The 14,369-nt window shown below is 71.5% G+C and carries 11 protein-coding genes; 3 read left to right on the forward strand and 8 right to left on the reverse strand.

Translation table 11 applies throughout. From position 1 onward, the window contains the following. Window position 1: 1 nt before the first annotated feature. Together KYX17_RS08395 and KYX17_RS08400 are read right to left on the reverse strand one after the other, a co-directional pair. Complete coding sequence (locus tag KYX17_RS08395) at window positions 2–826, reverse strand: ABC transporter permease (RefSeq protein ID WP_243226551.1); 825 nt, start codon at window positions 824–826, stop codon at window positions 2–4. Further along, window positions 823–1,818 (reverse strand): ATP-binding cassette domain-containing protein, encoded by a 996-nt coding sequence (locus KYX17_RS08400; protein WP_243226552.1) that lies wholly within the window; start codon window positions 1,816–1,818, stop codon window positions 823–825. Before KYX17_RS08400 ends, KYX17_RS08395 begins: the two co-directional genes overlap by 4 nt. Before the next feature lie 338 nt (window positions 1,819–2,156). Here KYX17_RS08400 and KYX17_RS08405 point away from each other — a divergent pair, with 338 nt between their 5' ends. Continuing rightward, window positions 2,157–2,525 (forward strand): hypothetical protein, encoded by a 369-nt coding sequence (locus KYX17_RS08405; RefSeq protein WP_243226553.1) that lies wholly within the window; start codon window positions 2,157–2,159, stop codon window positions 2,523–2,525. On the opposite strand, the gene KYX17_RS08410 is transcribed toward KYX17_RS08405, so the two are convergent. Then, window positions 2,453–3,397, reverse strand: coding sequence for an EamA family transporter (locus KYX17_RS08410; protein WP_243226554.1), 945 nt, complete (start codon window positions 3,395–3,397; stop codon window positions 2,453–2,455). The two genes, KYX17_RS08405 and KYX17_RS08410, sit on opposite strands and share 73 nt — an antisense overlap. An 84-nt stretch (window positions 3,398–3,481) precedes the next feature. Here KYX17_RS08410 and KYX17_RS08415 point away from each other — a divergent pair, with 84 nt between their 5' ends. Continuing rightward, a complete protein-coding gene (locus KYX17_RS08415; RefSeq protein WP_243226555.1) occupies window positions 3,482–4,372 on the forward strand; it encodes a LysR family transcriptional regulator in 891 nt (296 codons plus the stop codon). 147 nt (window positions 4,373–4,519) lie between these two features. Here the strand turns inward: KYX17_RS08415 and eccCa are convergent, their stop codons facing one another. From eccCa to cofD, 4 genes are all read right to left on the reverse strand, one after another. Beyond that, window positions 4,520–8,491 carry a type VII secretion protein EccCa gene (gene eccCa, locus KYX17_RS08420; protein WP_243226556.1) on the reverse strand — a complete coding sequence of 1,324 codons (3,972 nt, stop codon included), beginning with the start codon at window positions 8,489–8,491 and terminating at the stop codon, window positions 4,520–4,522. Next, window positions 8,488–9,534 (reverse strand): RDD family protein, encoded by a 1,047-nt coding sequence (locus tag KYX17_RS08425; protein WP_243226557.1) that lies wholly within the window; start codon window positions 9,532–9,534, stop codon window positions 8,488–8,490. The genes eccCa and KYX17_RS08425 overlap by 4 nt, the downstream gene beginning before the upstream one ends. Next, window positions 9,531–10,904 (reverse strand): hypothetical protein, encoded by a 1,374-nt coding sequence (locus tag KYX17_RS08430; protein WP_243226558.1) that lies wholly within the window; start codon window positions 10,902–10,904, stop codon window positions 9,531–9,533. Before KYX17_RS08430 ends, KYX17_RS08425 begins: the two co-directional genes overlap by 4 nt. Window positions 10,905–11,068: 164 nt before the next feature. Continuing rightward, window positions 11,069–12,037, reverse strand: a complete 969-nt coding sequence (gene cofD / locus KYX17_RS08435) for a 2-phospho-L-lactate transferase (RefSeq protein WP_243226559.1) — start codon at window positions 12,035–12,037, stop codon at window positions 11,069–11,071. Window positions 12,038–12,089: 52 nt separating this feature from the next. Here cofD and KYX17_RS08440 point away from each other — a divergent pair, with 52 nt between their 5' ends. Beyond that, window positions 12,090–13,040, forward strand: a complete 951-nt coding sequence (locus KYX17_RS08440; protein WP_243226560.1) for a hypothetical protein — start codon at window positions 12,090–12,092, stop codon at window positions 13,038–13,040. Here KYX17_RS08440 and hemL read toward each other — a convergent pair. Continuing rightward, window positions 13,031–14,359 (reverse strand): glutamate-1-semialdehyde 2,1-aminomutase, encoded by a 1,329-nt coding sequence (gene hemL, locus KYX17_RS08445; protein ID WP_243226561.1) that lies wholly within the window; start codon window positions 14,357–14,359, stop codon window positions 13,031–13,033. The two genes, KYX17_RS08440 and hemL, sit on opposite strands and share 10 nt — an antisense overlap. Window positions 14,360–14,369: the final 10 nt, after the last annotated feature.

Genomic DNA, 14,369 nt, shown 5'->3' on the forward strand with positions numbered 1-14,369 from the left:
GTCAGGCCTTGCGCATGTATGCGCGCACGGTCAGCGGGGCGAAGATCACCACGATGACGGCGGCGCCCGCGAGCGAGACGAACAGGTCGCTGCCGATGGCGCCGGAGTTCGCGAGGTCTCGCACGGCGGTGATGAGGTGGGAGATCGGGTTGATCTCCGCGAACCACCGCAGCACATCGGGGAGCGTGTCGACCGGGACGAAGGCGTTCGAGAGGAACGTCAGCGGGAACAGCGCCAGCATCGAGATGCCCTGCACACTCGCCGCGGTGCGGGCGATCACGCCGAAGAACGCGAAGATCCAGCTCATCGCCCACGACGAGACGATCACCAGCAGGCCCGCGCCGATGACGGCGAGCACGCCGCCGCCGGGCCGGTAGCCCATGACGAAGCCCATCCCGAAGGTGAGAGTGGTGGCGATCGTGTAGCGCAGGGTGTCGGCCAGCAGTGCGCCCGACAGCGGCGCGATGCGGGCGATCGGCAGGGAGCGGAACCGGTCGAACACGCCTTTGTCCATGTCCTCGCGCAGCTGCGTGCCGGTGACGACGGAGGTGGTCACGACGGTCTGGACGAGGATGCCGGGGATCAACAGCGGCAGGTAGTTCTGCACGTCGCCGGAGATTGCGCCGCCGAAGATGTAGGCGAACATCAGAGTGAAGATGATCGGCTGCAGCGTCACGTCGACGAGCTGCTCCGGTGTGCGTCGGATCTTCACGAGGCCGCGGTAGGCCATCGTGAGGGTGTTGCTCACCGTCTGCGACAGGCTCGTGCGGTTCTTCAGGGCGCGCTCGGTGGCGGGCACGATGCGGTGGGGTGCGAGGGTGGTCATGCGGTCACCATCTCTTTCGTCTCGGTCTCGTCGGCGGTGCCCGAACCGGTGTCGTGACCGGTGATGGTGAGGAACACCTCGTCGAGGGTGGGTTTCTGCACGCTCATCTCGGCCAGACGCACGCCGCCGGTGCGCAGGGCGATGAGCAGGTCGGTGACACGGTCCGCATCCGCCATGGGAGCCGTGATGCGGGAGGCCTCGGGCGACAGCGTGGCGCGCACGCCGAGCACGCTCTCCACGATCTCGAGGGCGGATGCGGTGTCGACCGACTCCGAGACGCGCAGCTGCAGGCTGGCGGTGCCGACGGACGCCTTGAGCTCGTCGGAGGTGCCCTCGGCGACGACGCGGCCGTGATCGATCACCGCGATGCGGTCGGCGAGCTGGTCGGCCTCGTCGAGGTACTGCGTGGTCAGCAGCACGGTGGAGCCGCCGGCGACGAGTTCGCGGATCGTGTCCCACATCTGCCCGCGGGTGCGGGGATCGAGGCCCGTCGTCGGCTCATCGAGGAAGATGAGCGGCGGCTGGGCGATGAGGGAGGCGGCGAGGTCGAGGCGCCGCCGCATCCCGCCGGAGAACTTCTTCAGGGGGCGTCGTGCGGCATCGGTGAGGCCGAAGCGCTCGAGCAGCTCGGTCGACTTCGCGCGTGCGTCGGCACGGCTGAGGCCGAGCAGCCGCGCGAAGATCATGAGGTTCTCGGTGGCCGAGAGGGTCTCGTCGACGGAGGCGAACTGGCCGGTGACGCCGATGAGCTGGCGTACGACCTGCGGCTCGGCGGTGACGTCGTGGCCGAAGATCTCGGCTCTGCCCGCATCCGGACGCATGAGTGTTGCGAGCATGTTGATGGTGGTGGTCTTGCCGGCGCCGTTGGGGCCGAGCACGCCGTAGACGGTGCCGGTGGGAACGAGCAGGTCGACGCCGTCTACCGCGCGGTTGTCGCCGAACACTTTGACGAGGCCTTCGGCCCGGACGGCGGGAGGGAGTGTGGTGGTCATGGGGAGCCTTTCTGCTGGCGTGCTCCCAGAGTGCGCCGCATCCGCCGTCATGCCGCTGTCATGCCGCCCCCGCCGCTGTCACCGCGCTGTCACGCACCGCCCCGGGTCTCGGCTCTCGCCTGTCCCGCCTGCCCGGTTCTCGGGTCCCCGTCCCGCGTGCCCGGTTCTCCTCACCCTCTACCCGCGAGACTGCATCTTTCGCACGAGATCACGGGTAATGACAGTGATCTCGTGGTGGAAGTGCAGTCTCGCGGGCAGGAGCGTGGCCGAGAGGGTGCCGGGGGAGGGTGGTGCGTCATGTGTGCCCGGGGGTGGATGCGAGGTCGTAGGGTGGCGGGATGAACCCTGACTGGACCCCGCACCGCCGCGACGACGGCGAGCTGCTCGGGTGGATCCGGCCGGAGGGGTCCGACTGGGTCGCCGTCGATCTCCTCGGCCACGACATGACGGAGCCTGTCGAGTGGCTCGACGCGGAAGAGGCGCTCGAGGCGCGCGGCCTCGGTTGGCTCGCCGAGAAGTGGATGCTGGAGCGCGAGGGCGAGGCTCCGCTGGCGGTGCGTCTGGTGGAGGTGACCCCGGAGCGCATCGTGGTCAAGAGCGAGGACTTCGGTGCGATCGACGCGCCCCTTCGCACCTACGAGCTCGGCTGGCCGGCCCCGGCCGCGCTTCGCCTGCGCGTGCCCGAGGACAGCCCGCTCACCTTCTGACCGCGCGGCGGCAGCACCGCGATGGCGACGCCGACCAGCAGAACAGCGCCACCGACGAGCTCGGCGGGCGCGGGTGTCTCGCCGAGTGCGAGCCATGCCGCCGCGATCCCGACCGGCGGCACGAGCATCGTGAACGGAACGACAGCGGATGCGGTGTGCCGGGCCAGCAGGGTGTTCCAGATGCCGTAGCCGACCAGGCTCGCCAGCCACGCGGTGTAGGCGGTCGAGAGCAGTTGCGCCGTGGTGAGGTGCGTGAGCGCGGTGCCGACCGCATCCGGTCCGTCGAGGAGGAGGGCCAGGAGCACCATCGGTACGGGGACGACGAGCGCCGACCAGACGGTCACCGACAATCCCGCGAGCGCGCCGGTCTCGCCTGCGCCGCCGAGGCGTCGCGCGATCACGTTGCCGATGGCCCATGAGGCCGCCGCCGCCAGGGTCACCAGCAGGGCGAGCGCGGGGGTGGCGGCGTCGCGCCCCACGGCGACGATCCCGAGTCCGGCGGCGCCCACTACCACGCCGACGACCTGCGAACGGCGGGGTGCTTCGCGCAGGGCCAAGGCGGCGAAGACGATCGTGAAGGCGACCTGGGCCTGCAGCACGAGAGAGGCCAGTCCCGGCGGCATCCCCATCGCGAGGGCCGTGTACAGCAGTCCGAACTGACCGAGGCTCATGAACAGCCCGATGAGCAGGACATCCCGCATCCGGCCCCGGGGTCGCGGGACGAAGAAGATGGCGGGCAAGAGGACGGCGATGAAGCGCAGCGCGACGAACAGGGCGGGCGGCATGCCGTCCAGGCCTGCGTCGATGACGACGAAGTTCACGCCCCAGATGACGGCGACGAGGGCGGCGAGAAGAGAGGAGCGAAGGGGCACTTGCCCATCGTGACCGAGCATGTTCGTGCAGCACCAGCGCACGGTTCTGCATAGATCCATGCAGGCCGGTGATACATTCTCGCCATGATCGATCTCGCCGCCGTCGAGGCGCTCCTCGCCCTCGCCCGCACGGGCACCGTCCATGCGGCGGCGGCCGAGCTCGATTACACACCGTCGGCGGTGTCGCAGCAGATCAAGCGGCTCGAGCGTGACCTCGGCGCCCGCCTCATCGATCGGCAGGGCCGCGGTGTCGTGCTCACCGCCGCGGGCCGCCGGCTCGTGGAGGAGGGGGCGCAGTTGCGTAGCCAGGTGGAGCAGCTGCGTTCGCGGCTGCACGACGCGGGAGCGAGGCCCACCGGCACACTGCGGCTCGGGGTCTTTTCGACCGCCGTGCGCGGCCTCGTGCCCGGGCTCGTGACGCGGGCGTCGGCCGAGGCGCCGGATCTCCGGCTGACCGTCACCGAAGTCGAGCCGTGGGACGCCGTCGATGCGGTCACGGCAGGCACGTTGGATCTCGCGATCGTGCACAACTGGGAGGGCGTCTCGCTCACACTGCCGCTGAGCGTTCGCAGTGCTGAGTTCCTGCGTGACACGGCGGACCTGCTCGTACACCGCGACGACCATCTCGCGTCGAGGGATGCGGTGACCCCTGTCGACGTGCGCGATCACGTGTGGTCCAGCACGCCCGACGGAACCATCTGCTACGAGTGGTTCTGCCACATGTTCCGCGCGGAACCGCATCCGCCGCGCATCGACTTCTGGTGCCGCGAGTTCGCCTCGCAGATCGAGCTGGTCGCGCACGGGGTCGCCGTGGCGCTCGTCCCTCGCCTGGGGCGCGGGCAGCTTCCGGACTCCGTGGTCGCGGTGCCGGTGCGCGACCCGGAGCCGACGCGTCGTGTCGCCCTGGTGTGGCGCACGAGCATGACCGACTCACCTGCGGTGCGCCTCATCCGCGAGCTCCTCCCCGCATCCTGAGCCCGCCCGCCTCGCCGCTCTCACCCTCTCCCCGCCCGCGAGACTGCACTTCCGTCACGAGATCACGGGTAATGACAGTGATCTCGTTCTCGAAATGCAGTCTCGCGGGAAACGAAGGGCGGGCGACGCGAGGGCGACCCAGAGGCGTCAGTGGTGGGAGGGGGAGAAGGCGAGCTGGGCAGAGAGCAGGCCCTGCTCGCGGCTCACGATCTGCGCGCGACCCGGCGCCGCGGGCGCGGCCTTCACGCGGCCGATGAGCGGACCCTCCTCCGGGTTTCCGCCGAGCAGGATGCCGGTGACACCCAGATCGGTGAAGCGCTGGATGATCGGGTCGTAGGCCGCGCGGCTCGCACCACCGGTACGGCGGGTGAGGATCACGTGCAGGCCGAGGTCGCCGGCCTGTGCCAGCAGCGGCTGCAGCACGGCGAGGGGGTTGCCCTGACTCGTCGCGACGAGGTCGTAATCGTCCACCAGCACGAAGCCCTCTGCGCCCTTCCACCAGCTGCGCTCGCGGAGCTGTTCGGGGGTCACATCGGGGCCCGGGATGCGGCTCGAGAAGAACTGCGCCAGCTCGGCGAGACCGCTCGTGGCCGGCTCGTGCGAGGTGAGGTAGGCGCCCAGGTACTCCTGCGGAATCTCGCCCAGCAGCGAGCGACGGTAGTCGACGGCGAAGATCTTCGCCTCGGTCGGGCCGTACTTGCGCATGATCTCCTGCGCGATGCCCCGCAGGAACGAGGACTTGCCCATGCCGGAGTCGCCGTACAGGAAGAGGTGCGGTTCCTTGCGCGGGTCGATGCCGAAGGGCGCGAGCTGCGCCTCGTCGACACCGAGCAGGATGCGGGCGTCGTCGGGCGTGGTCTGCGTCCGCACCTCGTCGAGGGTGATCATCTCCGGCAGCAGCCGCAGCTTCGGACCCGTCGGCCCCTGCCAGGCGGCGCCGACGCGGGCGACCATGTCGTCGACGCCGTCGACGAGGGCGGCCACATCCGAGGATCCGTCGATGCGCGGCAGCGCGGCGAGCATCTGCAGGCGCTTGGCGCTCAGGCCTCGACCGGGCTGACCGGCCGGAACGTTGGCCGCCTGCTTGCGGTCGATCTCGGAGTCTGTCGGGTCTCCCAGGCGCAGCTCGAGGCGCGTCTGGATGAGGTCCTTGAGGCTGGCGCGGATCTCGAGCCACCGGTTGGCCGTCACGATCACGTGCACGCCGAAGCTGAGGCCGCGCGCGGCGATGGTCTGCACGCGCGTCTCGAGCGCCTCGTAGTCGGCGCGAAGCGTCGCCCATCCGTCGACGACGAGGAACACGTCGCCGTAGCCGTCGTCGACGACGCCCTGGCTGCGTCGCAGCCGGTAGGTGTCGATCGAGTCGATGCCGTTCTGACGGAAGTACCGCTCGCGGTCGTCGATGATCGACTCCACCTCGGCGACCGTGCGGCGGATGGCCTCCGCCTCGGTGCGCGTGGCGACGCCGGCGACGTGCGGGTGGCGCTGCAGACCCGTGAAGGTACCGCCGCCGAAATCGAGCACGTAGAACTGCAGCTCGAGCGGTGTCGCCGTCAGCGCGAGGGCCGAGACCAGCGTGCGAGCCAGCGTCGACTTGCCGCTCAGCGGGCTTCCGACGATCGCCACGTGTCCGGCCGCACCGCCGAGCGAGACCACGAGGTTCTCGCGGCGCTGCTCGAGAGGCACATCGACGATTCCGAGCGGAACCGTGAGGGCTCCGGCCGCGCGCCAGGCGGGGGAGTGCAGCCCCATCCGCGGGTCGACGACGAGGTCGGGCATGAGCTCGTCGAGCGAGGAGGGCTCTTCCAGCGGCGGCAGCCACACCTGGTGGGCGGCGGGGCCGCGACCCTTCATCCGCTCGACGGCGATCTGGAAGGTCGAACGTTCCTCGACCGGCCGCGCCACGATGTCGCGCGAATCGTCGACGGGCTCCTCGACCAGCTCGAGCGGCTGGGGGGCGGCGGTGAAGACCTCGATGCGCGCGGCCTCGCCGGAGGTGTCGGTCGATTCGCTCGAGCGGCCGCCGGTGAGCTTCGTCTTCGGGGTTCCCGAGACGTAGGCGGCGCGGAACTGCACGAGGTTGTCGGTGTCGGCCTTGAGGTAACCCACGCCGGGCTCCTGCGGCAGCGTGTAGGCGTCGGGGGTGCCGATGATGGTGCGGGACTCGGCGGCGGAGAACGTGCGCAGACCGATGCGGTACGACAGATAGGTGTCGAGGCCGCGCAGCTTTCCCTCCTCCAGGCGCTGCGAGGCCAGCAGCAGGTGCACCTGGAGGGAACGGCCGACGCGGCCGATGTTGATGAAGCTCTCCACGAACTCCGGCTTCGCGGCCAGCAGCTCGCTGAACTCGTCGGCCACGATCAGCAGGGCCGGAAGCGGCGCGAGGTCGGTGCGGCCGCCGCGGCGGGCCTTCTCGTAATCCGAGACGTTGGCGAAGTTGCCGGCGGCGCGCAGCAGCTCCTGGCGGCGCACGATCTCACCCTGCAGGGCGTCCTGGAAGCGGTCGACGAGGGCGAGCTCGCTGCCGAGGTTGGTGATGATCGCCGAGACGTGGGGCATCCCCGCCATGCCGGCGAAGGTCGCGCCACCCTTGAAGTCGACGAGCACGAAGTTCAGCTGCTCGGGGGAGTGGGTCAGTGCGAGTGCGAGCACGAGCGTGCGCAGCACCTCGGACTTACCCGAACCCGTGGCGCCGATCATCACGCCGTGCGGGCCCATACCCTGCTGGGCGGCTTCCTTGAGGTCGAGCACGAGCGGGGCGCCCGTCGTGTCCTGACCGATCGGCACGCGCAGGCGGTCGCGTTCGAGGCGCCCCGACCAGGTGCGGTCGAAGTCGATCTCGCGCACGTCGGGCATGCCGAGCAGCTCGACGAGCTCGCGCTGGCCCTGCTGGGCGCCGGGCGTCTCGGCGAGGGCCGCCGGATTGGAGTACAGCGGCATCAGGCGGCGTGCGGTGGCCTCGGCGACGGCGATCGAGGTCGTGTCGGGGGTGAAAGTGCGCGAGCCTGACACCACGTCGATGAGCTCCGCGTGGCGATCGGATGCGGTGGCCTCCGGCATGACGATGCGCAGGACGTCGGGGTTCTCGAGCTCTCCCCAACGGCCGGGCAGCTCCACCACGGTGACGCCCAGCATCCCGTCGCCGCCGACGACGGGGTCGCCCATCGGCAGCTGTACTCCGTCGACGACGAGGATCACGTGCGGCGTCGCGCCGCCGCCACGGGCGAAGCGCGCGCGTTCGCGGAGCCCGGCGGGCAGCAGGTCTTCGAGGTCGTCCAGCGAGGAGGCGATCATGCGGGCGGGGCCCAGCTTGTCGCTGGAGCGCGACGAGAGCGCGTGCGGCAGCCACTTGGCCCACTCCCAGGCGGGCAACTGGTCCGGCCCGGCCAGGATCGCGACGACGACATCCTCGGGATCCTGCAGCGTCGCCGCACCCACGACCATGGCGCGGGCGAGAGCGCGGACGGAGTCCTCGTCGGGGCCGACGATCTCGATCCGCGCGTAGTCGGTCAGGGTCACGCCCAAGGGCAGGTCCGGCTGGATCTCGTGGGTGAGCATGAACCGGTGGGCGGCGGACGCGGCGACCGGGTCGAGCTGGGCGAGCGGCGGAAGCTCGGGCGCCTCGAGCGAGATGCACAGCGGCTGATCGCACGCGCCGATGCGGGTCAGCAGGAAGTTCTCGTCGCCGGGCTGGCGCTCCCAGACACGGGTGCGCTCCTCGGCGATGAACGGCAGCGCCGAGGGCGAGGGAGTGACCCACGCGCCGTGGCGGCGCTGCTTGCGGGCGGCGGTGCGGACGGTCTCGCGGAGATCGCTGAGGTAGGCGAGGTACTCGCGGCGGTTGCCCAGCACCTGGGCGTTGCGCTGCGCGCGCTGGCGCCATCCGTTGACCGCGACGAAGCCGAGGGAGGACAGCAGGAACATGCCGCCGGTGATGAAGCCGGTCGGGCCCGCGTTGGAGATCGTCACCATGACGATCGCGCCCACGCTGCCCAGCATCGGCAGCAGGGACGTGAGCATGCTGCTGCCGCCCTCGTTCGGAACCAGCTCCGGCGGCGGCTGCACGACGATGCGACCACTCGGCACGGACGGCGGGGCCAGGCGTGGTCCCTTGCTCACGAAGCGGCTCCGATCAGTCGGCTGACGGTGAAGATGCGGTTCCCGATCCGGATGCGGGTGTCGTCGTCGACGAAGGTGCGTGCGTGCGGGGTGAGAGGTGACACCGTGCCGTCGTCGTCGAGGAGCTCGGTTCCGTTGGTCGAACCCGTGTCGGTGACCCAGAGGCCCGCGTGGTCGAACTCGAGGCGCAGGTGGGTCTTGGAGACGCTGGAGTCCGGATCGCTCACCGTCACCAGCAGGTCGGTCGGCTCGGTCTGCTCGGGGCTGCGGCCGAGGTTGACGGCCACGGGCAGGGGCAGGCGCGCGCGCTGACCGGTGTCGAAGATGAGCAGCAGCTCTCCGGTGGGGCGCTCGCCCGACTCGGGCTGGTCGAGGACGGGTGCCGCGGCAGTGGGTCCCGCCCATCCTGCAACCGCAGCGGCGGGAGCCGGGGCATCGGGGGCGACGCCGGCGGCGACGGGCGCTGCTGGCGGCTCGACGGGTGCGGGCGCGGCGATCGGTCCACGGGCCTTGCCGGACTCGACGGGTGCCGGCGACCAGGGGCGTGCGATCACGGTCGGGGACGGCACGGCGACGATCTCGTCACCGGAGCGCCGTCTGCTGCGACGCTCCGCTGCGGGGCGGCGGGGTACCGCGACCACGACGGTCTGCGCGGCGCGGTCGGCCCAGGAGCGGCGCAGCCCCGAACGGTCGGCGGTTGCGGATCCCTCGACGACCCACGCTCCCGCGCCGAACACGAGGGAGCCGATGGCGACGAGCAGACCGCGCACGAAGCTGCGGCCGGCGCCCGGGGAGTACGGGGCGTCCAGGCGCGCGACGCGCAGTCCGAGCAGGGCCTTTCCGGGCCCGGAGCCGGTGCGGGCCTGCAGGACCCACAGCGCAAGCACAGCCTCTGCGCCCACCAGTAGCCCGAACACGGCGGACCCGCTGACGAGGGCGACGCTGACGCTCAGGGCGACGACGAGCGCGACGTCGATCGTGAAGGCGGCGAGTCGTGCTCCGACTCCGGCGGGTTCGCCCGTGAACTGCGGCGGCAGACTCATGCGCCCATCATTCCACGCAGGATATCGATGGTGTCGGCGGCCAGCAGGCCGGCCGGCAGCGACAACGCGATCGCGATCCACTCGATGACGTCTCCGAAGCGCGACCAGCGCAGGGACTGCGCGCCGCGGCTCGTGGGGATGATGACCAGCGCGGCGATCGCACCGACGGCGAGGAGGATCCCTGCCAGCACCGTCAACAGCACGGGGTTCGCCTCTCGGGTCGCCGTCAGCACCATGACGACGGCGACGGCGCCCGCGGCGAGGCGCGGCAGCCACCGCAGCAGGGGGATCGAGAAGCGCCGTGCGCCGAGCAGCAGCGCCAGCACGACCGTGATGGCCAGGGCGATGCGGCCGGAGAGCACGAGCGGGTCGAAATCGTCCATGTCGGGCAGCGCGAAGGGAGCGCTCAGGGCGACCGCGACCGTGAGCACGAACGTGCCGGCCACGAGCCGGCCGGTGGAACGTGCGACGAGGTCTTGGGCGTCGGCGGCGCCGATGGAGTGGATCTCCTCGGGCAGCTGCTGACGCACGCTCCAGCGTGTGGTCTGGTAGCGCTCGTAGTCGATGAAGATGCCGGGCGGCACATCGACGAGGGTCGCGAGCAGGATGCGCAGCGCCACGGGCGCGAGGCCGAGCGTGACGGCGGTGGGTGCGGAAAGCGGCAGCGAGAGGATGAGTGAGAAGCCCCAGACCCCGGCCAGCACGAGCAGCAGGGTCGTGGCGGCCGAGAGGCGTGCGTGCAGCCCCGCGGGGCGCCCGACGAGCGCGAGCATCCCCGCGAGCACCGCCGCCGAGAGCAGGCCGACGAACACCTGCAGCGTCGAGGTCGCGGCGGGGAACGCGGGCACGACGCCCGCGCCCGCGGCGAATGCCAGCGTGAGCACCGCCACGAGAGCGGCGTCCGTGCCGTTCGCAACGCCCGTCGCGCGCACCGCGAGCGCCATTCCGGCAGTGATGGCGAAGGCCCCCATGGCGCCCGCGAGCGGCAGACGCAGTGATTCGCGGACGGCATCGGGGGCGATGAGCGAGAACACCGCGAGCACGAGTGCGATGCCGCCGAGCACCCACCAGGCGCCGGGCGCTTCGCCGCGAGAGCGGTCGCGACGGCGGCGGCGGTCCTGCTTCACCTTCTGGGAAAGGTCCACGAGCGCGAGCACCGTACCGTCGCTGAGGTCATCGACCCGGAGCAGCGGGCTCACCTCGCGTCCGTCGACCTCGAGCAGCACGTCGCGGCCGACCTCCTGCCGGATGCCGAGGCTGGCGAGCGCATCGGCGATGCTGGCCGCCGGCGGAATGAGCAGATCGTGGCGCGCGGCTCCGTCGACGATCGCGATCCGTCGGCGTTCCTCGGTGTCGGCGGGCGTCGTCACTGCTGCCCTCCAGCCGCGGTGCCTCGCCGCAGCGCCCGGTGTGCGCCTGCCATCGTCGTGCCGCCCCCACTTCTCACGTCTCGACAGCGTAACGTCCGGCGTCGCCCTCCGACGCCCGCGCGCGGATTGTCCACAGAACCGCTACGATTCTGCGCCCGCGTCGATCAGGCCTCCAGCGCCGTCGCGGCGATCGCGCGCGTCGCCTCCACATCCCGCATCCACAGCGGCGCGACCACGGCGCGGATCCCCGCGGATTCGACGGATGCGGCGGCGTCCGCATCCTCCTCCGCGAGCAGCCACGCATCCAGCACTCCGCCCGCGGCGCGGCCGCCGTAGTGGGCGGCGACGGCGGCGGCGGAGGTCTCCACGCCGATCGCGGTGAGGCAGACATCCGCCATGCCCCGCACGACACGGCCGCCGATGATCGGTGAGACTCCCACGACACGGCCCGAGGTCTGCGTGAGTGCCTCCCGGATGCCGGGCACGGCGAGCACGGGGCCGATCGACACCACCGGGTTCGACGGCGCGAGCACCACGACGTCAGCCTGCGCGATGGCCTCGACCACACCCGGCGCGGGTGCGGCCGCATCCATCCCGGGGTTCTCGAAGGCGCGAGGGGCGAGCGTGGCCCGATGACGCGTCCACCATTCCTGGAAGTGCAGTCGGCGGCCGTCCTCGAGAAGCACGTGGGTGTCGACCTCGGCGTCGGTCATGGGCAGCAGACGGACCCCGAGCGGCCATCGCTCGGACAGGCGCGCGACGACTTCGGACACCGTCGCGCCCTCGCGCAGCCACCCGGTCCGCGCGAGGTGCGTGCCGAGGTCCAGGTCGCCGAGGGTGAACCAGGGCCAGCCCGCTCCCCACGCCTGGAGCTCTTCGTTGACCCGCTCGGTGTCGCCCGCGCGTCCCCAGCCGCGCACCATGTCGTTCTGCCCCGCGAGGCGGTAGAGCACCGAGTCGATGTCCGGCTGCAGACGCACGCCCGACAGCCACAGGTCGTCGCCGGTGTTGACGATGATCGTCGCGGGGCCCGCGCCGCGGCGCGACAGCTCCGCCCGCATCCCTTCGCTGAACGTGGACCCGCCCACGCCTCCCGCGATGACGACGACCCGGGGCTGCTCGTTCTGTCCCATCCCGTGATTCTCCCAGAGCGCGTCGGATGCGCCGGGCCGTTACGCTACGCGCATGCTGCCGTTCGGGAAGAAGCGTCGCGAGGCGGATGCGGCCGCTCGACGCGCCACGCGCCCTGTGTTCGAGGCCCGTGGGTGGAAGTGGGAGGACGCGACCCCACCGCCGGCGCTCGAGATCGCCGAGGCGGCGATGCGGGCGCGCCGCTCGCAGGACATCTGGCCGACGGGGATGAGCGAGGTCGTCACCGGCGAGGCGCACGGCCATCAGGCGACTGCCGCACGACTGGTCGGGTACGAGCACAACACCGGCAGCGGCGGCAACTCCTGGGGTGAGCGCCGCGAGGTGAACCTCGTCTGGATGCGGCTACCCGCGGCTCTTCCCGAGATCCGCTTCGGCGATACCACGCTCGGGCGGGGCAAGGACTACGGCATCCGGCTGCCGTGGATCCCGCCGATGAGCCCGAACTGGCCGAGCTCGCGCTGGAGCGTCGAGGGGTTCATCCCCGCGTTCGCGATCGACCTGCTCACCCCCGGATTCCGCAGCGCCCTCGAGGTCGCACCCACTCGCTGCCCGATCGTCATCCGTGCCGGATTCATCCTGACCTACGGCTCCGAGACGCTCGACGTCGCCACCGTCGACGCACGACTCGCGCTGCTCGCCTCCCTCGTCGAACAGGTTCCCTCGTCGTGCTGGGGCCGAGCCGACGCGCTCGTGGCAGGTACCGGCGTCTTCCCTCAGGAGCTCGCGGACGGCTCCGGTCTGCGTCTGGAGCAGCGCCTGGTGGCGCGCGACTGGAAGGGCTACGGCCTGAACAAGGTGGATTGGCGCGACACCCCCACCGCGGAAGGCACGGTGACGCTAAAGCTCGGCGAAGCGCACGACGTGTGGGAGAACACGCCGCCGGCCGACGGCACGATCGGCATCCGCATCGGCAAGATGCGCCTGCTCGGAACCCCCACCGATCGGGGTATTCCGACGGTCGCGTCGACGCTGGATCAGCCCTGAGGTCGCGCCTCGGCGGCCGCGCGCGCGGCACCGGGAAGGGCCGCCACCACGGCGGCGAGAGCGTCGTCGTCGTGCGCGGCGGTCAGGAACCAGGCCTCGTACACGCTCGGCGGCAGCGAGACGCCCGCATCCAGCATCGCGTGGAAGAACGCCGGGTACCGCCACGCCTCCTGCGTCTGCGCGGCCGCGTACGACAGCGGCGCTTCCGGAAGGAAGGCCACGCCGAACAGCGAACCCGCCCGCGGGACGGCGTGCGTCACGCCGGCCTGCTCGAGCGCACCCGACAGGGCCGCGACGATCGTGGATGCGGCGGCGTCGACCCGCGCGTACACCTCGGGCGTGGCGAGCCGCAGCGTCGCGAGACCGGCGGCGACCGACAGCGGGTTCCCCGACAGGGTGCCCGCCTGGTACACCGGCCCCACCGGAGCGAGGGTGTCCATCACGTCGGCGCGCCCGCCGAGGGCGGCCAACGGCATCCCGCCGCCGACGACCTTCCCGAAGGTGAAGATGTCGGGGACGTAGTGCTCGCCCGCCTCCTGCTGCAGCCCCCAGAATCCCGCCGGGTGTACGCGGAAGCCGGTCAGCACCTCGTCGAGGATGAGCAGGGCGCCGTGCCGATGAGCGATGTCGGCGAGCGCGGCGTTGAAGCCCGGCGCGGGAGGGACCACGCCCATGTTCGCCGCGGCGGCCTCCACGATGACGGCCGCGATCCGGTCACCATGCACCGCGAAGACCTCGCGCACCTGCGTCAGGTCGTTGTAGTCGATCACGAGCGTCTGCGCCGCGATCGGCGCGGGCACACCGGCGGATCCGGGGAGCGCGAGGGTGGCGACGCCGGACCCGGCCGCCGCGAGCAGGCCGTCGGAGTGGCCGTGGTAGTGGCCGGAGAACTTCACCAGCAGGTCGCGGCCGGTGTAGCCGCGAGCCAGCCGGATGGCGGTCATCGTCGCCTCGGTGCCGGTGGAGACGAGGCGCACACGGTCGATCGGCGCGGCGTCGCCCACGCGCACGCGCTCGGCGATCAGGGCGGCCAGATCGACCTCGGCCTCGGTCGGCGCGCCGAAGGAGAGCCCGCGCGCGGCAGCATCCTGCACGGCCGCCACGACCTCGGGGTGCGCATGGCCGAGCAGCGCCGGCCCCCACGACGCGACGAGGTCGACGTAGCGGCGACCCGCCGCATCCGTCACGTACGGACCCGAGGCGGACGCGAGGAAGCGCGGCGCGCCTCCCACTGAGCCGTAGGCGCGCACGGGGGAGTTCACGCCGCCGGGGATGACCTCGCGGGCGTGCGCGAACAGTTCGTCGTTGCGGTCGGTCATGACTCGTCCT

Source organism: Microbacterium sp. CIAB417, from assembly GCF_022788845.1.